This is a genomic window from Clostridium sp. SHJSY1, assembly GCF_031626875.1.
Classification (GTDB): Bacteria; Bacillota; Clostridia; order Clostridiales; family Clostridiaceae; genus Clostridium.
Genome location: NZ_JANDMF010000077.1, coordinates 1 through 16,108 on the forward strand (window position 1 = coordinate 1; position 16,108 = coordinate 16,108).

The 16,108-nt window shown below is 29.1% G+C and carries 18 protein-coding genes and 1 pseudogene; 2 read left to right on the forward strand and 17 right to left on the reverse strand.

The annotated features are described in order from the left end of the window. Window positions 1-114 precede the first annotated feature (114 nt). From NNC19_RS22335 to NNC19_RS22390, 12 genes and pseudogenes are all read right to left on the reverse strand, one after another. A complete protein-coding gene (locus tag NNC19_RS22335; RefSeq protein WP_310940910.1) occupies window positions 115-963 on the reverse strand; it encodes a 3-hydroxybutyryl-CoA dehydrogenase in 849 nt (282 codons plus the stop codon). Between the two features lie 173 nt (window positions 964-1,136). Continuing rightward, window positions 1,137-2,144 (reverse strand): electron transfer flavoprotein subunit alpha/FixB family protein, encoded by a 1,008-nt coding sequence (locus NNC19_RS22340; protein ID WP_310940911.1) that lies wholly within the window; start codon window positions 2,142-2,144, stop codon window positions 1,137-1,139. A 22-nt stretch (window positions 2,145-2,166) separates the two neighbouring features. Then, window positions 2,167-2,946: an electron transfer flavoprotein subunit beta/FixA family protein gene (locus NNC19_RS22345; RefSeq protein ID WP_310940912.1), complete on the reverse strand. Its 780-nt coding sequence runs from the start codon at window positions 2,944-2,946 to the stop codon at window positions 2,167-2,169. Window positions 2,947-2,959: 13 nt separating this feature from the next. Continuing rightward, window positions 2,960-4,099, reverse strand: a complete 1,140-nt coding sequence (locus NNC19_RS22350) for an acyl-CoA dehydrogenase (protein WP_310940913.1) — start codon at window positions 4,097-4,099, stop codon at window positions 2,960-2,962. Window positions 4,100-4,133: 34 nt separating this feature from the next. Continuing rightward, window positions 4,134-4,916 carry a short-chain-enoyl-CoA hydratase gene (locus NNC19_RS22355; protein ID WP_310940914.1) on the reverse strand — a complete coding sequence of 261 codons (783 nt, stop codon included), beginning with the start codon at window positions 4,914-4,916 and terminating at the stop codon, window positions 4,134-4,136. Window positions 4,917-5,175: 259 nt separating this feature from the next. Further along, window positions 5,176-5,820, reverse strand: a complete 645-nt coding sequence (locus NNC19_RS22360; protein WP_310940915.1) for a redox-sensing transcriptional repressor Rex — start codon at window positions 5,818-5,820, stop codon at window positions 5,176-5,178. A 157-nt stretch (window positions 5,821-5,977) separates the two neighbouring features. Continuing rightward, window positions 5,978-6,544 (reverse strand): manganese efflux pump MntP family protein, encoded by a 567-nt coding sequence (locus NNC19_RS22365; RefSeq protein ID WP_310940916.1) that lies wholly within the window; start codon window positions 6,542-6,544, stop codon window positions 5,978-5,980. 466 nt (window positions 6,545-7,010) lie between these two features. Further along, window positions 7,011-7,373, reverse strand: coding sequence for a metalloregulator ArsR/SmtB family transcription factor (locus tag NNC19_RS22370; protein ID WP_310940917.1), 363 nt, complete (start codon window positions 7,371-7,373; stop codon window positions 7,011-7,013). 98 nt (window positions 7,374-7,471) lie between these two features. Next, entirely contained in the window at window positions 7,472-8,044 is a 573-nt protein-coding gene (locus NNC19_RS22375; RefSeq protein WP_310940918.1) for a zinc dependent phospholipase C family protein, read from the reverse strand. Between the two features lie 199 nt (window positions 8,045-8,243). Next, window positions 8,244-9,062: pseudogene (locus NNC19_RS22380) on the reverse strand (mannose-1-phosphate guanylyltransferase); the annotation flags it as partial. Between the two features lie 60 nt (window positions 9,063-9,122). Further along, window positions 9,123-10,679: a recombinase family protein gene (locus NNC19_RS22385; RefSeq protein ID WP_310940919.1), complete on the reverse strand. Its 1,557-nt coding sequence runs from the start codon at window positions 10,677-10,679 to the stop codon at window positions 9,123-9,125. Beyond that, window positions 10,672-10,857, reverse strand: coding sequence for a hypothetical protein (locus tag NNC19_RS22390; RefSeq protein WP_310940920.1), 186 nt, complete (start codon window positions 10,855-10,857; stop codon window positions 10,672-10,674). Before NNC19_RS22390 ends, NNC19_RS22385 begins: the two co-directional genes overlap by 8 nt. Before the next feature lie 472 nt (window positions 10,858-11,329). On the opposite strand from NNC19_RS22390, the gene NNC19_RS22395 reads away from it, so the two are divergent. Next, entirely contained in the window at window positions 11,330-11,923 is a 594-nt protein-coding gene (locus NNC19_RS22395) for a hypothetical protein (protein ID WP_310940921.1), read from the forward strand. A 283-nt stretch (window positions 11,924-12,206) separates the two neighbouring features. Here the strand turns inward: NNC19_RS22395 and NNC19_RS22400 are convergent, their stop codons facing one another. Further along, a complete protein-coding gene (locus NNC19_RS22400) occupies window positions 12,207-12,473 on the reverse strand; it encodes a sugar phosphate nucleotidyltransferase (RefSeq protein WP_310940922.1) in 267 nt (88 codons plus the stop codon). A 74-nt stretch (window positions 12,474-12,547) separates the two neighbouring features. Next, window positions 12,548-12,934, reverse strand: a complete 387-nt coding sequence (locus NNC19_RS22405; RefSeq protein ID WP_310940923.1) for a response regulator — start codon at window positions 12,932-12,934, stop codon at window positions 12,548-12,550. 274 nt (window positions 12,935-13,208) lie between these two features. Here NNC19_RS22405 and NNC19_RS22410 point away from each other — a divergent pair, with 274 nt between their 5' ends. Further along, complete coding sequence (locus tag NNC19_RS22410; protein ID WP_310940924.1) at window positions 13,209-13,871, forward strand: response regulator transcription factor; 663 nt, start codon at window positions 13,209-13,211, stop codon at window positions 13,869-13,871. Between the two features lie 222 nt (window positions 13,872-14,093). On the opposite strand, the gene NNC19_RS22415 is transcribed toward NNC19_RS22410, so the two are convergent. From NNC19_RS22415 to NNC19_RS22425, 3 genes are read right to left on the reverse strand one after another with little or no spacing between them, the layout of a single operon-like run. After that, complete coding sequence (locus NNC19_RS22415; RefSeq protein WP_310940925.1) at window positions 14,094-15,029, reverse strand: DUF4097 family beta strand repeat-containing protein; 936 nt, start codon at window positions 15,027-15,029, stop codon at window positions 14,094-14,096. Between the two features lie 4 nt (window positions 15,030-15,033). After that, window positions 15,034-15,690 (reverse strand): permease prefix domain 1-containing protein, encoded by a 657-nt coding sequence (locus NNC19_RS22420; protein WP_310940926.1) that lies wholly within the window; start codon window positions 15,688-15,690, stop codon window positions 15,034-15,036. Window positions 15,691-15,694: 4 nt separating this feature from the next. Next, window positions 15,695-16,027, reverse strand: a complete 333-nt coding sequence (locus tag NNC19_RS22425; protein WP_310940927.1) for a PadR family transcriptional regulator — start codon at window positions 16,025-16,027, stop codon at window positions 15,695-15,697. Window positions 16,028-16,108: the final 81 nt, after the last annotated feature.

A 16,108-nucleotide genomic window follows, 5' to 3' on the forward strand; every position in this document is an offset into this window, starting at 1 on the left:
TTTATATGTTTTTATAAAGTAAAGACAAAAGAGATATTTTCAGGAATGAAAATATCTCTTTTGTCAACGGTCTGAAAGGAGTTATCTCTATCAAGATAACTCCTTTTTTAGTAATTATTTAGAATAATCGTAGAATCCTTTTCCTGACTTTCTACCTAACCATCCTGCTCTTACATACTTTCTAAGTAAGCTATGAGCTCTGTACTTAGAATCTCCTGTTTCATTGTATAAAACATCCATGATAGCTAAAACTATATCTAGTCCAACTAAATCTCCTAATGCTAAAGGTCCCATTGGGTGATTAGCTCCATATTTCATAGCTGTATCTATGTCTTCAACTGAAGCGATTCCTTCTGCATATATTCCTATAGCTTCATTTATCATTGGAATAAGAATTCTGTTAACTACGAATCCTGGAGCTTCTGCAACTTCTACAGGTTCTTTTCCAATTGCTACTGATAATTCCTTAACTGCATCAAAAGTTTCTTGTGATGTAGCTATTCCTTTGATAATTTCAACTAACTTCATTACTGGAGCTGGATTAAAGAAGTGCATTCCTATAACCTTATCTGGTCTCTTAGTAGCTGAAGCAACTTCTGTTATTGATAAAGAAGAAGTATTTGAAGCTAATATAGTTGATTCTTGACAGATTTCATCTAATTCAGCAAATATTTCTTTCTTAATTTTCATGTTTTCAACAGCAGCTTCTACAACTAAGTCACAATCAGCAGCTAACTTCATATCAGTTGTTCCTGAAATTCTAGTAAGTATAGCTTCCTTATCTTCTTCAGTCATCTTTCCTTTAGCAACTTGCTTTTCTAACCCTTTAGTTATTCCAGCTATTCCTCTTTGTACGAATTCATCCTTAATATCTCTTACGATTACTTCACAACCCTTTTGTGCAAATGCTTGAACTATTCCAGCACCCATTGTTCCTGCACCAAGTACGAAAACCTTTTTCATAGACTATTCCTCCTAATCAATTCACATTTAACTTTATTATTTTTTACTAATTTAAACCATATAATACATAAAATCAATTCATAATTTATAGAATACAATGCACAATTATGATTGAAACCACTTAAAAATTCCCATTAATTATGCATTGTTAATTCTAAATTATATATTGATTACTATTCTGCACTCTTAAAATCCTTAAATTGAGCAATTAATTCTGGTACTACTTTAACAAGATCTCCAACTATTGCATAGTCAGCAACCTTCATTATTGGAGCTGATTCATCCTTATTAACTGCTATAATAAGTTCTGAATCTTGCATACCAGCAACATGTTGTATAGCTCCTGAAATACCACAAGCTATATATATTTTAGGTTTTACAGTCTTACCAGTTTGACCAACTTGATAAGCTCCATCAATCCAACCATTTTCAACCGCAGCTCTTGAACCAGCTACTGTTCCTTCTAAAACTTCTGCTAATTCTTCTAGTAGTTTAAAGTTTTCCTTGTTTTGAACTCCTCTACCACCTGATATTATAAATTCAGCTTCAGCTATATCTACAATATTTTTCTTGGATTTGATAGTTTCTAAAACCTTAGTTCTAAGATCAGTAGCTTCTAACTTAACTTCAACCTTTTCTATATTACAATTTGTTCCATCAGTTTTAACTGTTGCAAAAACTCCTGGTCTTACTGTAGCCATTTGTGGCCTATGGTCTGGACAAGCGATTGTTGCCATTAAGTTACCACCAAATGCTGGTCTTGTAGCTAAAAGATCACCATTTTCAACTTCAACATCGATTGATGTACAGTCAGCTGTTAACCCTGTAGATAATCTAGCAGCTATTCTTGGTCCTAAATCTCTTCCAATGAAAGTAGCTCCTACAAATAATATTCCTGGCTTTCTTTCAGAAGCTAAATCACAAATTACCTTTGTGTAAGCATCAGTTGTGTAATGTTCTAAATCTTTATGATCTGCTACTAAAACTTCATCTGCACCATGTTCTGCTAAAGTTTTAGATAATCCTTCTATGTTATTTCCAAGTAATAAAGCTGTTAACTTTACTCCTAATTTATCAGCAACTCTTCTACCTTCCCCAAGTAGTTCTAAAGATACTTTTTGTAATTCGCCTTCTCTTTGTTCAGCAAAGACCCAAACGCCTTTGTAATCTGCTATATTCATAATAAATTACCCTCCTATTATCTTAGATGTAGTGTTTTTCTTTTAATTTTCCTACAACATAATATGCTGCGTTTTTAGGTGATTCCTTAACCAATTCTCCTGCACCCTTAACTTCCTTAGTCATTGACTTCTTAACCTTTGTAGGTGAGCCCTTAAGTCCTAATTCAGCCTTATCTACATCTATGTCATCTGCTGACATAACTTTAATTTGGTCATCATTAGTTGCAAATATGTTAGCAACGTGCATGTATCTTGGCGCGTTTAATTCTTCTATTGCAGTTAATAGACATGGAGTCTTAACTTCAACTACTTGGTAACCATCTTCTAATGCTCTATTTACTATTAAGCTATCGCCTTCAACCTTAACATCTTGAACATAAGTTACTTGAGGAATATTTAAATGTTCAGCTATTTCTGGTCCAACTTGTGCAGTATCTCCATCAATTGCTTGTCTTCCAGCAAGTACTATATCATAATCTAATTTAGCTATTACTCCAGCAAGAGACTTAGAAGTTGCTAATGTATCAGCGCCTCCAAGACATCTGTCTGTTAATAATATAGCTTCATCAGCACCCATACATAATGCTTCTCTTAAAGTTGCTTTAGCCATTGGAAGACCCATGCTTACAACTGTTACCTTACCACCATGTATTTCTTTTAATTGAAGTGCAGCTTCTAAAGCATGCTTATCTTCTGGATTCATTATTGATGGAACACCATCTCTAATTAATGTTCCTTTCACAGGATCTATCTTTACTGCTGTAGTATCTGGAACTTGTTTTACACAAACTACTATATTCATTCTAAAAATCCTCCTATCTTAAAATGCTTCCTGCAATAACCATCTTTTGAACTTCTGAAGTTCCTTCATAGATTTCAGTTATCTTAGCATCTCTCATCATTCTTTCAACTGGATATTCTTTAGTGTAACCATATCCACCAAAGATTTGAACTGCCTTAGTTGTAACTTCCATTGCAACATCTGCAGCAAATAACTTAGCTCTTGCAGCATCTACTGAGTATGGTTCGCCAGCTTGTTTCTTGCATGCTGCTTTGTATACTAAATGCTTAGCAGCTTCTATTTTAACGTCCATTTCAGCTATATACCATTGTAATCCTTGGAATGCTGATAATGGCTTATTGAATTGTTTTCTTTCTTTCATGTAGTTAACAGCTTCTTCAAAAGCTCCTTCTGCAATTCCTAAAGCTTGAGCTGCTATACCAATTCTTCCTCCATCAAGAGTCTTCATTGCTATACCAAATCCTTTACCTTCTTTGCCAAGTAAGTTTTCTTTTGGTACTATACAGTTTTCCATAACTAATTCAGTAGTTGAAGATGCTCTAATACCCATCTTGTTTTCAAGCTTTCCTACTGAGAATCCTGGGAATGACTTTTCAACTACAAATGCAGATATTCCTCTAGTTCCTTGGCTCTTATCTGTCATAGCAAATATTATGAAAGTCTCAGCAACACCACCATTTGTTATGAATATCTTTGAACCATTTAAGATATAATTATCCCCATCAAGTACTGCAGTAGTTTGTTGGCCAGCTGCATCTGTACCTGCTCCTGGTTCAGTTAATCCAAAAGCACCTATCTTCTTTCCTGTACAAAGATCTGCTAAATACTTTTCTTTTTGTAATGGAGTACCATTTTCATTTATTACTGAAGCACATAACGATGTATGAGCTGATAAAATAACTCCAGTTGTACCACAAACCTTTGACAATTCTTCTACAGCTATTATATAAGAAAGAACATCTCCGCCTGCTCCCCCAAATTCTTTAGCAAATGGAATACCCATCATTCCAAGCTTGCCCATTTTTTCTACATTTTCCATTGGAAATCTTTCTGTCTCATCAATCTCAGCAGCAATTGGTTTAACTTCATTTACTGCAAATTCTCTAACCATTTGTTGTACTAATTCTTGTTCTCTAGTTAATTGGAAATTCATTTAAATTACCCTCCTTAATATTCTAAAAACAATTTTATTTGTTTTGGAAGTTCTTTTCTCTTCTTTCTACAAATGCAGTCATTCCTTCTGTTTGGTCTTCTGTGCTAAAGCACTTACCAAAATCTTCTGCTTCTATAGCAACTGCCTTATCTATAGAAACTTGCATACCTCTATTTATTGCATCTTTACATAACTTAACTGCTATTGGAGCATTAGCTATTATCTTAGCAGCCATAGCTCTTGCTTCTTCCATTAAGTTTTCTAAAGCAACAACTTTGTTAACTAAACCTATTCTTAACGCTTCATCAGCTTTAATCATATCACAAGTATAAATTAATTCTTTCGCTTTACCCATTCCTACTATTCTTGATAGTCTTTGAGTTCCACCAAACCCTGGAGTTATTCCAAGACCAGCTTCTGGTTGAGCAAACTTAGCTTTTTCTGAAGCTATTCTAATATCACATGACATAGCAAGTTCACAACCACCACCTAAAGCAAAACCTGAGATAGCAGCTATAACTGGTTTATCTAAATTTTCTAATCTTAAAAATACATTATTTCCTAATGTACCAAATTCTCTTCCTTGTTCTTCATTTAAATCTTTCATCTCTGCAATATCCGCCCCAGCTACAAAAGATTTTTCTCCTGCACCAGTTAAAATTACTGCATAGATGTTATTATCTTTTTCTAAATCATCAAGTACAGTATCAAGATCCTTTAAAGTTTCTGAATTTAAAGCGTTTAATGCCTTTGGTCTATTGATTGTTACAATAGCTAAATGGTTTTCTTTTTCAAGAATTACATTCTTTAATTCCATGCCTTTTGCCTCCTTAAATCTTCCAATACTTATTTCCAAATATCTTATTACACTTTAAAGTATCAAGATACTTGTTTATTTTTCATACACATTAAATAGTTTTTGCATTTTATTTTGTTAATATTATAACAATCTAAAACAAAAAAATAATTGAAGCTTTTCAACTTCAATTATGATTATAATACTTTGTTAAATTTTTTGCAATATATAATATGAGATTTTGTGCTAATTTTAATAAGGTTTTACAAGACTCAATTTTCTACTCTTCTTCGTCCTCTTTACTGTGTAGTAAATATATCAAAGTTAACATACTTTCACTTAAATGAACATTCTCAACAGTAACACTATCTGGAACATTCAAGTCTACTGGAGCAAAATTCCAAATCCCTTTTACGCCACCCTTAACTAGTTCATTACATACTTTTTGAGCATTTATTCTTGGTACACATATTATACCAATATCAGTTTCATTTTCACTTAAATGTTCACTTAATGTATCTATCTCTTTTATTTCTATATCTTGGATTTTCATCCCAACCAACTTAGGATTGGCATCAAATATTCCTGTAAGTTCAAACCCTAATTTATTAAAACCTGTATAATTTGCTATGGCTTGCCCAATATTTCCTGCACCAATTATAACTGTTTTATATTCTTTATTTAATCCAAGTATATCTCTGATTTGGTTAAATAATTCTTTAACATTATATCCATAACCCTGTTGACCAAAATCACCAAAACAATTCAAATCTTGACGTATTTGTGATGCTGTAAAACCTATTTTTTCACCTAATTCTTTTGATGATATTCTATCTACATCATTAGCCATTAACTCTTTTAAGTATCTATGATATTTTGGTAATCTCTTAATCACAGCCATAGAAATATTCTTCTTCTTTTCCATACTGTTTCTCCTCTTAATCTAATAAAATTTTCAATTAGTTACATGCTTGTTCATAAAAATGCTAAAACAACTTTTTTCCTTATACTATATTAACATAAAACCAACTTATTTTTCTATTACTTTCTAAACATATATTAAATATTCAGTTTCATATTTACTATTTTAGTAAGTGTTCAATTAATATTTTTAATCCAATAAGTATCAATATTAATCCACCTAACATTTCTGCTCTTGACTTAAATATTGCACCTAATACTTTGCCTAAATAAACTGCAAAAATGCATAAAATTAATGTTATAATAGCTATAATAATCACAGCTGATATTATATTAACATTTAAAAAAGCAAAGCTAACTCCTACAGCTAGAGCGTCTATACTTGTGGCAATAGCTAGAATTAGAAATCTTTTATTTGTGTACTCTTTACCTTCATCAGACTCATCATCTTCACCTTTAATAGATTCAATAAACATTTTACCACCAATGAAAGCTAATAACACAAATGCTATCCAGTGATCTATTTTTTCTATATAATCAGTAAAACTTATCCCTACAGCCCATCCTATTAATGGCATTATTCCCTGAAAAACACCAAAGAATATTCCTGATTTTAATGCCATTTTCATTTTATTATCATTATTTGTACTTATACCTACAGTTAAAGATACAGCAAAAGCATCCATTGATAATCCAAAGCCAATCAATATTATAGATAATAAACTCATACTTTTCCTCCTAAATCGCTCTAATATAGTTTTATCAAAAAATAAAAATTTAAACTCAATAAAAAAGAGGCTTATGTATAACGCAACCCTAACCGTTATACATAAGTCTCACAATTTAATACAAAGTCATATGGTTTTAGCCAAATAGTTGACTTTGAATAGGATAAAAATCCTATCTGCTACTTTCTCATGCCTGAAAGTACAATTAACTACATTATTATACTTTTATCGCCACCATAAGTCAACTATTTAACCATAATAAATATATATTTTTTATATTTTTTATATTCCAATTTTTCATAATTTTTAAATTGTTTGTAAATATAACGTAAATAATATTACCTTAAACATTATATCAACAAATTTAATAAAATTCTATCATTTTCTAATAGCTATCATAGAATTAAACACAACTATTGAAGTTACCCCTACATCTTATTATTATTCCTGATAAAATCATCTTTACTTATTCTGTAATATGATTTAAGCCCTCATCAAAAATATGCTTAATATGTTCATCATCTAATGAATAGTAAACTACTTTTCCCTCTCTTCTATATCTTACAAGTCTTGCTGCTTTTAATGTTCTTAACTGATGAGAAATAGCTGATTGAGATACTCCAAGTAAAGCAGCTAGGTCACATACACACATTTCCGATTCAAATAAAGCACATATAATCTTTATTCTAGTTGAATCTCCAAACACTTTAAAAAACTCTGCTAAATCATACAATGTTTCTTCTTTAGGAAGTTTTTCCTTAACTCTAACAATTACATCCTCATGAATAATACTACAATTGCAATTTTCTATATTATCTATTTTATTCATATTCACCCTCCCGTCAATGCATGAGCACTTGTTCATATATTTATATAATTTTACCCGCTATTCCTCATTTTGTAAAGACATATAGCCAAAAAGAAGAGTTATCCAACTCTTCTTTCTGCATAACTATTTTCAATTACTTGATTAAGTATTGAATTAACAACACTGTTACATACTAGTGCTGAATATATTAAATCTTTTTCATATCCTTCAGCTTTGCCATATTCTCTTACATTATATTTAACAAAGTCTTCTACATCCTCTATTGATAAATTTTCATCAATTAACTCTGAGAAATAAAAATCCTTAGCCATTTTTGCTAACTTTTGTTCATAGGTAACATGTTTCTTTAAGTCACTCTTTAATCTCCATCTTTCACTATGGGCAAAACAAAAGAAGTCACAAAGAAAATGACATACCACGCCAAGTTCTGCACTAAATTTTTTAACTCCATAATTGTAGTAAATTTCTTGTGATGTTAAATTGGACAAAAAATATATTTTTTTAAAAATCATATCTATACTTTCATCATAAAAATGTTTTTTTAATTTATATTTAGAAACATAATCTGGTTTAATATTTCCCCATATAAATTTTTTCTTATCTATAAAATTAAGTTTGTCCATGCTAGTTTGATTCAAAATATTATTGGCTAATATTTTATGAGTATTCATCAGCAATATTAACACTTCCTCTAACAATTAATAACTAATTTATATTATACACCAATTCTAAATATTTTATAGCAGTAATTTTTTGTACTGCTAAATCTAACTTCCTAAAATGCATTTATTATTAAACTCATAGTTCTATTTAAATATATATAGTTAAATTCACGATTAAAAGTCACCATATCTCTATGATGACTTTTAATTATAAATAATCCCCATAACTTTCTTCTTTACTTAAATCACTTAATAAATGTTTTATTTCCTGATCCTTATTTCTATCCATTACTAATATTACATCTCCTGCATCCACTACTACTAAATCTTTTATTCCAAGACCAATAATTAAGTTTTTAGATCCAAATATAGAGCAATTCTCACAATCTTCTAGATATACATTTTTAGATATACTATTATTTCTATCACTTCCTAAAAATCTACTTAATGCTGAAAAACTCCCTATATCATCCCAAGGAAAGTCACACTTAATTACATAAGCTTTTCTTGTTTTTTGCATAACACCAAAGTCTATAGAAATACCATCTATTAATTGATATTGTTCATTTACTACTTCTTCCTCATCTGGTTCTCCTATATGCTTATATATTTCCATTAAACACTTATGCATTTTTGGAAGATATTTTTCTATTTCCCTTAGGATAACATCAGCTCTAAAGACAAACATTCCAGAATTCCATAGATAAGTTCCCTTAAGCAAAAAATCTCTAGCTACTTCAGCATTAGGTTTTTCTGTAAATCTAGCTACCTTATGAGTTGGGATATCCCCTGCAATTCTTTGTCCCATTTCAATGTACCCGTATCCAGTTTCTGCTCGTGTTGGATCTATTCCTAATGTGATTATACCTCTCCTTTTATTGGCAAGTTCAACTGCCTGCTCTATGGTCTGCAAGTAATTATTGGTACCCTCTATATAATGATCAGATGGAAGCACTACCATTACAGCATCTCCATCTTTTTTTAATAATTTAACTGCTGAAAGACCTATACATGTAGCAGTCCCTTTTTAGACGACACAGATCTTTTGCAAAAACACTTATTTGTAAATTTTAATATATATACTTGACTATTTTGAAAATTTATAATGAATTATTAATCTTTTTTCTTTACCTTCATTGCTTTCATCTATAATAATTTTATCTATTAAAGTTTCTACCAATCTCCTATCAATTGTTTTTCCTTCCAATAGATTATCTATTTCTATCTTATATTTTTTCAACAAATCATTATCAACATCATTTTTCTTAAGCATATTTACTAATTGATTTTTTCTCCCTATCATTTTATTTTGTTTTTCTTGCACATTTTGAATCATATAATCAAAATTTCTTTGATTTATTACATTATCTAACCTATCTTCATATATTTTTTTTAACTTACTATCAAGAGCATTTAATTCTTTTTCTACAGATTTTAATTCATTCTGAAAATCATTTTCTATTTTTATATTATTGAATTTATTATATACCTTGTTTTTATCTATTTTTTCATCTATCATACTCTTTATCTCATTTGAAACAATCTCAATTAATCTTGTCTCTTTAATGCTGTGTGGAGAACATCTTTTAGCCCCTTGTTGGCTATTAGTACATTTATACCCTTTATATTTTTGCCTATAGGTCATACTTCCTCCACATTTTCCACACTTAAGAACAGCAGAAAAAGCATGTATAACTCCATTCTTATATCTATAATTACTATTAGAACGCTCTTTCATCATCTGCTGTGTTCTTTCAAAAACATCTTTAGAAATTATCCCTTCAAATTCTCCTCCATATATGCACTGTTCAATAGGCATTATATTAATTTTTTTTACCTTATAACTTACCTTCTTATATTTTCCTTGAACCATGTATCCCCCATATTTAGGATTTTTCAATATACTGATAATAGTATTATTGTTCCACTTTCCAAATTTTTTTCTAGCAAAGTTTTTGATTCTTTTAGATGGCGGGTCAATTCCTTGTTTATTTAGGTAGCTTGCTATTTTTCCAGCTCCCCATCCTGACAAATATAGTGTAAAAATTTCTTTTACTACTTGAGTACTTTCATCTTCAGCTGAAATTAATTTTATGTTTTTTTGATTTTTTTCATAAACTTCTTCAAACTTGTACCCATAGGGTGGTTTGCTAGCAATACTACTCCCCCTCTCCATTCTTGTTAATAATGCAGATCTAACCTTTCTACTACAATCCTTTATATACATTTCATTTAAAATATTTTTAAAAGGTATAATATCATTATCAAACTCTGATTCAGTATCTACATTATCTAAAACAGATATAAACCTAATATTATTTACTTTAAAGTAGTCCTCTAAATAATATCCTGCAAGAATATAATTTCTTGAAAATCTTGACAAATCTCTAGTTACTATCATATTGATTTTCTTATTTTCTATATCTTCTTTCATTTTTATAAAAGATTCTCTTTCAAATGAAGATCCAGATATTCCTTGATCTTGATATACATCAATTAGGTTGTATACTGAACTTTTATCTTCTCTCGATTTATTCAATATCCATTTTTTTAAATTTTCAACTTGCACTGGAATAGATTCACTTTGTTCTTTTTTATCTGTAGAAACTCTTGCATAAATTGCTATATTCCATACTTTATTCATCCTTTTCATCTGCCTCACAATCAACATCTGATGATGGATAGGATTCTATATTCTTACACAGTGCTTTACTATCTTCTCTAACCTTTCGAACTATCTCTGTTATTTTATTATCTATTAGTAATTCAAACAATTTTATAAACTCTTCATTGCCATATACTACTTTTATATCATCCTTCATATATTTAACCTTATTTATAATTAATATATTATAATTTTATTAAACTATTTCTTTTTAATTACAACAGTACTGTTGCATTAATTAATTCAATCTTTACTGAATAAAATTAAATCAATGGGGTAGAATTGGAAATGAGAGGATAACCTTTTACAAAAAGAGAATTTTGTGAAAGAAATCCTATCTCCCCCAAATTTCAATTTTTATAAATATTATATAGAAAAAATTAAAAACACTTCTAGACTAGTAGAAGTGTTTTTAATTTTTCTTATTTATTTTTGTCCATTATAATCAACATCTTTAAAAATTTCTTTTGAGATTGATAGTTTTTTGCTTTCAAGATATTTTTCTACTATTTCAAGATATTTATATTTTTTAAAGATACAATTCATTTCATTTAAGATATACGGGTTGGAAACCAATTATATCTTTACATATAATTAAATATAATTCAATATAAGGGGGCTATAGTCTTGTGGATGCTGAAAATTTAGAAAAACACATACAGGATATTATTACCAATGATATCTTTAAACTTTTTACAAATGGTAAATTCAAAGAAGCTAAACTATTACTAAACCAGTTATATTTAAATAATTATGATGATATAAGAAGTCTATACACTAGAAGATTACTAATACACAATCTAGCATGGGTAGAAAACAAACTTGGGGATATAAACAGTTCTAAAAAGCATATAAAAATGATCAAAGAAGAATTGGAGCTGGATTCTAATTATATAAATACTAATATGTTAGATTATTGTTTGATTTTAAATCTTTATTGTGAATTATTCAAAAATGAAATTAGTCTAACTGAATATAAGGAAATTAATCTTTTTATATCAAATTATCATCACCAAACCGGAAATATAGGACGAAAAAGTGTATCACTAGCCAATATATTTCTTATAGAGAAACGTTGGGATGAGTTAATTTCATTAATTTTATCTTTAAAAGAACAAAATATTGATGAATTCTTCATTGACGCTATTCTTGAAGAATTAGAAAAAGTCAATGTTGATATATTTAAAAAAGCAACAAATTTGTTAAATGGAGGTGTTTTTTAATGTTTAATTTTTTTGCAAGTCTTTTAGCTTTATTCCCAAATGTAGTAGATAAATGGGGATAAATAATAGTTATTATAATATTATCTTTTTTAATCAAACCATATTTAAGAGTAATATTGATAATATGAATTTTTTAAGGGAACTTGTTAAAGGTTCCCTTAATACATATCTTTAAAATAAAATCGAGCAGCATCGTTTCCAATACTGCTCTCAAAACATGTATATTATTAAATTATGTTTTACAACCATCACCTCCTAATTCTATCTATATGACCTATGTTGTTCATAAAGCGGTCTCTTTATTGCTAGGTTCAGCAAAGATATTATCTTCCTTAATATCCTTAAGCTCTTCTCTTATTTTTGATTCATAATCTTTATTAGTAACAACATAAAGATTCTCTCTATTTATCAACGAAGCCACTCTGTCTACTGTATTAACTAAAAAGCTCTTTCCATTAATTATCTTTAAAAACTGCTTTGGTTCTTTTGCTCTAGATAATGGGTATAGTCTACTGCCTTTTCCCCCTGCTAATATAAGTCCATATATCACTTATTTCCAACCCCATGTAATGATACTAATCCATTATATGTCAAAATTTGCAGAGGTGTGAAAAATCTTCTTTTTTAATTACAATTTAAATTCATATTTTCAGGTTTAAATGCATCTACTAATCGTTCTGCTAAAACCTTTTCTTTAAATGGTTTAACTAAAAATGATGTTGCCCCAGCTTCTATAGCTTCCTCAACTGCTAATTTTTGCCCACTAGAAGAAATAACAATGATCTTAGCCTCTTCATCTATTAACTTTATAACCTTTATTGAGTCTACTCCACTAAGAGCTGGCATAGTTAAATCCATTGTAACCACATCTGGTTTTAATTGTCTAAATAATCTAATGGCTTTTACTCCATTCTCAGCTTCACCTACAACTTCAAACCCACACTTTTCTAAAGTCTGTCTCAATACAAATCTCATAAATGCTGCATCGTCAACTATAAGTACCCTTTTCATAATTTTGTCCCCCTTGTTTTTTATTTTAAATCATTTGCTAATATATTTTTGATTGATTTGTTAATTTAATTTTAAATCATTTCATAATATTTTTGCAGTCCCATAAGTCACTTAGTCAGATGCAACTTGCACAACAATTAAAATCCAATATGCACATCGCATTTACTTTGAATTTCAGCCAGTAAAATTCAACATTATTTTACATTGTTCTCATTTTGATATAATGATATAATTACTTTGATATTTAATATTCATTTAGTATGGGGTGGGAATTATGATAACAGTAATTATTGCTGAAGATCAAAAACTCTTAAGGGAAAGTTTTAAAAATGTAATTGAAAATAATAGTGATATAAAAGTTTTAGCAGCAGCTACTAACGGATTAGAAGCTTATGATTTATGTAAAAAACATAAGCCTGATGTAGTTTTAATGGATTTATTTATGCCTATATGTAATGGTACTAAAGCAACGAAAATAATAAAGTCAGATTTTCCATCAACTAAAGTACTAGTACTTTCTGCATCTACTAATAAAAAGGATATTTCTGATGCTATATGTAGTGGTGCTGATGGATATATACTAAAAGATATAGGTACTGAGCAATTAATAGCAGCCATAGAAGGTGTTTATTTAGGTCTTGGAATAATCAATAAAGATGTTTTATTACCAATTTTATTAGAAATGAATAATGAAACTAAAACTACTAAAAAGAAAAATGTTAGTGTTGATATTGCTGGAATAAAAATATCCTTATCTGAAAGAGAGCTACAAATTGTTTCTATGATTGTTGATGGTAAGGATAATAAACAAATTGGAGCGGCTCTTTTCATTGCTGAGGGTACTGTAAAAAATATAATCACTGAAATCAACTCTAAACTTCAATTAAAAGATCGTACTCAATTAGCTGTATATGCAGTAAAAAATAAATTAGTATAAAGAGAGCTTCGAAATTAAGCTCTCTTTCAAACTAAATTTAATCAAATATAAAATAATTAAATTTGATTTTTATTTAACATTTCTACTATTTCCCCTATATGCTGATGGTTAGTTCCACAGCATCCTCTAAAAATTTTAAAGACAAGCTCTTCCTTTTGCCCTGGATTTTCCTTATTATATATAAATTAAAGAGGTATATTAAAATACTTCTTTAACTTAAAACTATTTTCTAATATTTATATTTCCTGAAGATGTTTTTACATCAAGCTTCTTATATGGTGCATTACCAATTTGAGCCGTTGCCTTATTTCCTTTTTTATCTTTATAATTCAAATCAAAATTTGATTTAATATCTCCAGAAGTACATTCTCCATTAAACTCAAAGCTTAGCTCCTTAGGAATTTCTATACGAACATTACCTGAATTGGCATAAACCTGAGAGTATTCATCAATATCCTTATAGTTCACTTCTATATTTCCTGAGGATGTTTTTATATCTCCAGTACCTGCAACAGACTTTACATTAACATTTCCAGAAGTACTATCAACAGTATATTTTTTGCTTGATAAAGATTCTATATTTATATTTCCAGAACTAACTTCCAAATCAGCCTCATTTACATTTAGATTTTTAATTATAGCTATATTTCCTGAAGTTGCTTTTAAAGTTGCATTATCAACAACCTCATCTAAGCTGCATTTAATATTTCCTGATGAAGTATGCACAAATAAATTTTTATTATAATTTTTAGGAATATATACCTCTATACTTTCATTTATCCATCCAAAACTAAATAGCTTAAAAATCTTTTCATAACTTCTTTCTATTGTTACTTCATTGCCTGATTTATTAATTATGAATTTTTCATCATCATCTAAATCTCCTGAAGCTTTCTGAACTATTTTAACATTAGGCTCATCTGTAGATTCTATAATTATATCACTACTTGAAAAATCTATATTTACTTTTTCTAAATCCTTTATATCAATCTCTTCTTCTTTTTGTACTTTAAGATTTTTATCTGATGAAATTACAAATGGCCTAAACATATTCTTCATATCTCCACCATTAACTATTCCATACACAAGAAGTCCTGCAACTCCTATCGCAATAACTGACCATAATATAATTAATATCTTTATCAACTTTTTATTCATAATATCACTTCCTTAATTGAAAAGATAATTTTATAATTTTTGTAATAGCTATTCCAATTATAAATATAAGCCAAGAAAAATACCAAGTACCAAATATAAAACTTAATACGAAATATAAAGCTACTATAATCAACCATACTATTGAATTTATTGATTTTATTACTTCTCTTTCTCTACTAGTTTCTGATTTCCATTCTTTAAACTCTTCTACTATAGTACTATCAGCTTTTAAATATTTAGGACGAGATACTGAATTGTATATTATAAGACAAGTAGCTACAGCATCCATTGTTAACATTATACAAGCAGCTATATTCTCATCAACCATTAATACTTCTGAAAGCATTATCATTACAACGACACTCATAATGTATATACCTATTGAAATAGATATAATGAATGCACTTTTTTTACTCCTTCTTTTCATCTCTTCATAATTAAATTCATCTTTTTCTTTTAATCCATTTATAAGTTCATCTACATCACCTATACTAGAAACTGCTATATTAAAGGCATCTTCTTCTGCTTTTCCATTAGATATTAAATCATTATACTTATCCATAAGATTTGCTAATAATTCTTCTTTAAGTTCTCTTGCTCTATGAGTCTCTGGTGCATTTTCAAATAATTCATCTAGTTTTTGACGAAACCTCTCATACATATTTTTATTCTCCTCCCTTAATTAACTTATCAATTAATCCCTTTGCATTTTCCCAATCCAATTTATTTTGCTCTAATGCTGCTTTTCCAAGTGGTGTAATAGCATAATATCTTCTTCTTGCCCCTGTATTTTGATCTCCCCAATATGAAGTTATCAAATTTCCTTGCTCTAGCCTTCTAAATGCTGAATACAACGTTGCTTCTTTAAGTTCATATTGGTTATCCGTTTTCTGTTGTATGGATTTATTTATCTCATACCCATAACTATCCTTTTCATCTAGATGAGATAAAATTATAGTTTCTGTATGTCCCCGTATTATATCTGAAGTTATTGACATACTCTCACTCCTTTTTATATCTCGTGTACACGCTTGTACACGGCTTGATTTTACTTATTTTATATATGGGTTACATATAAA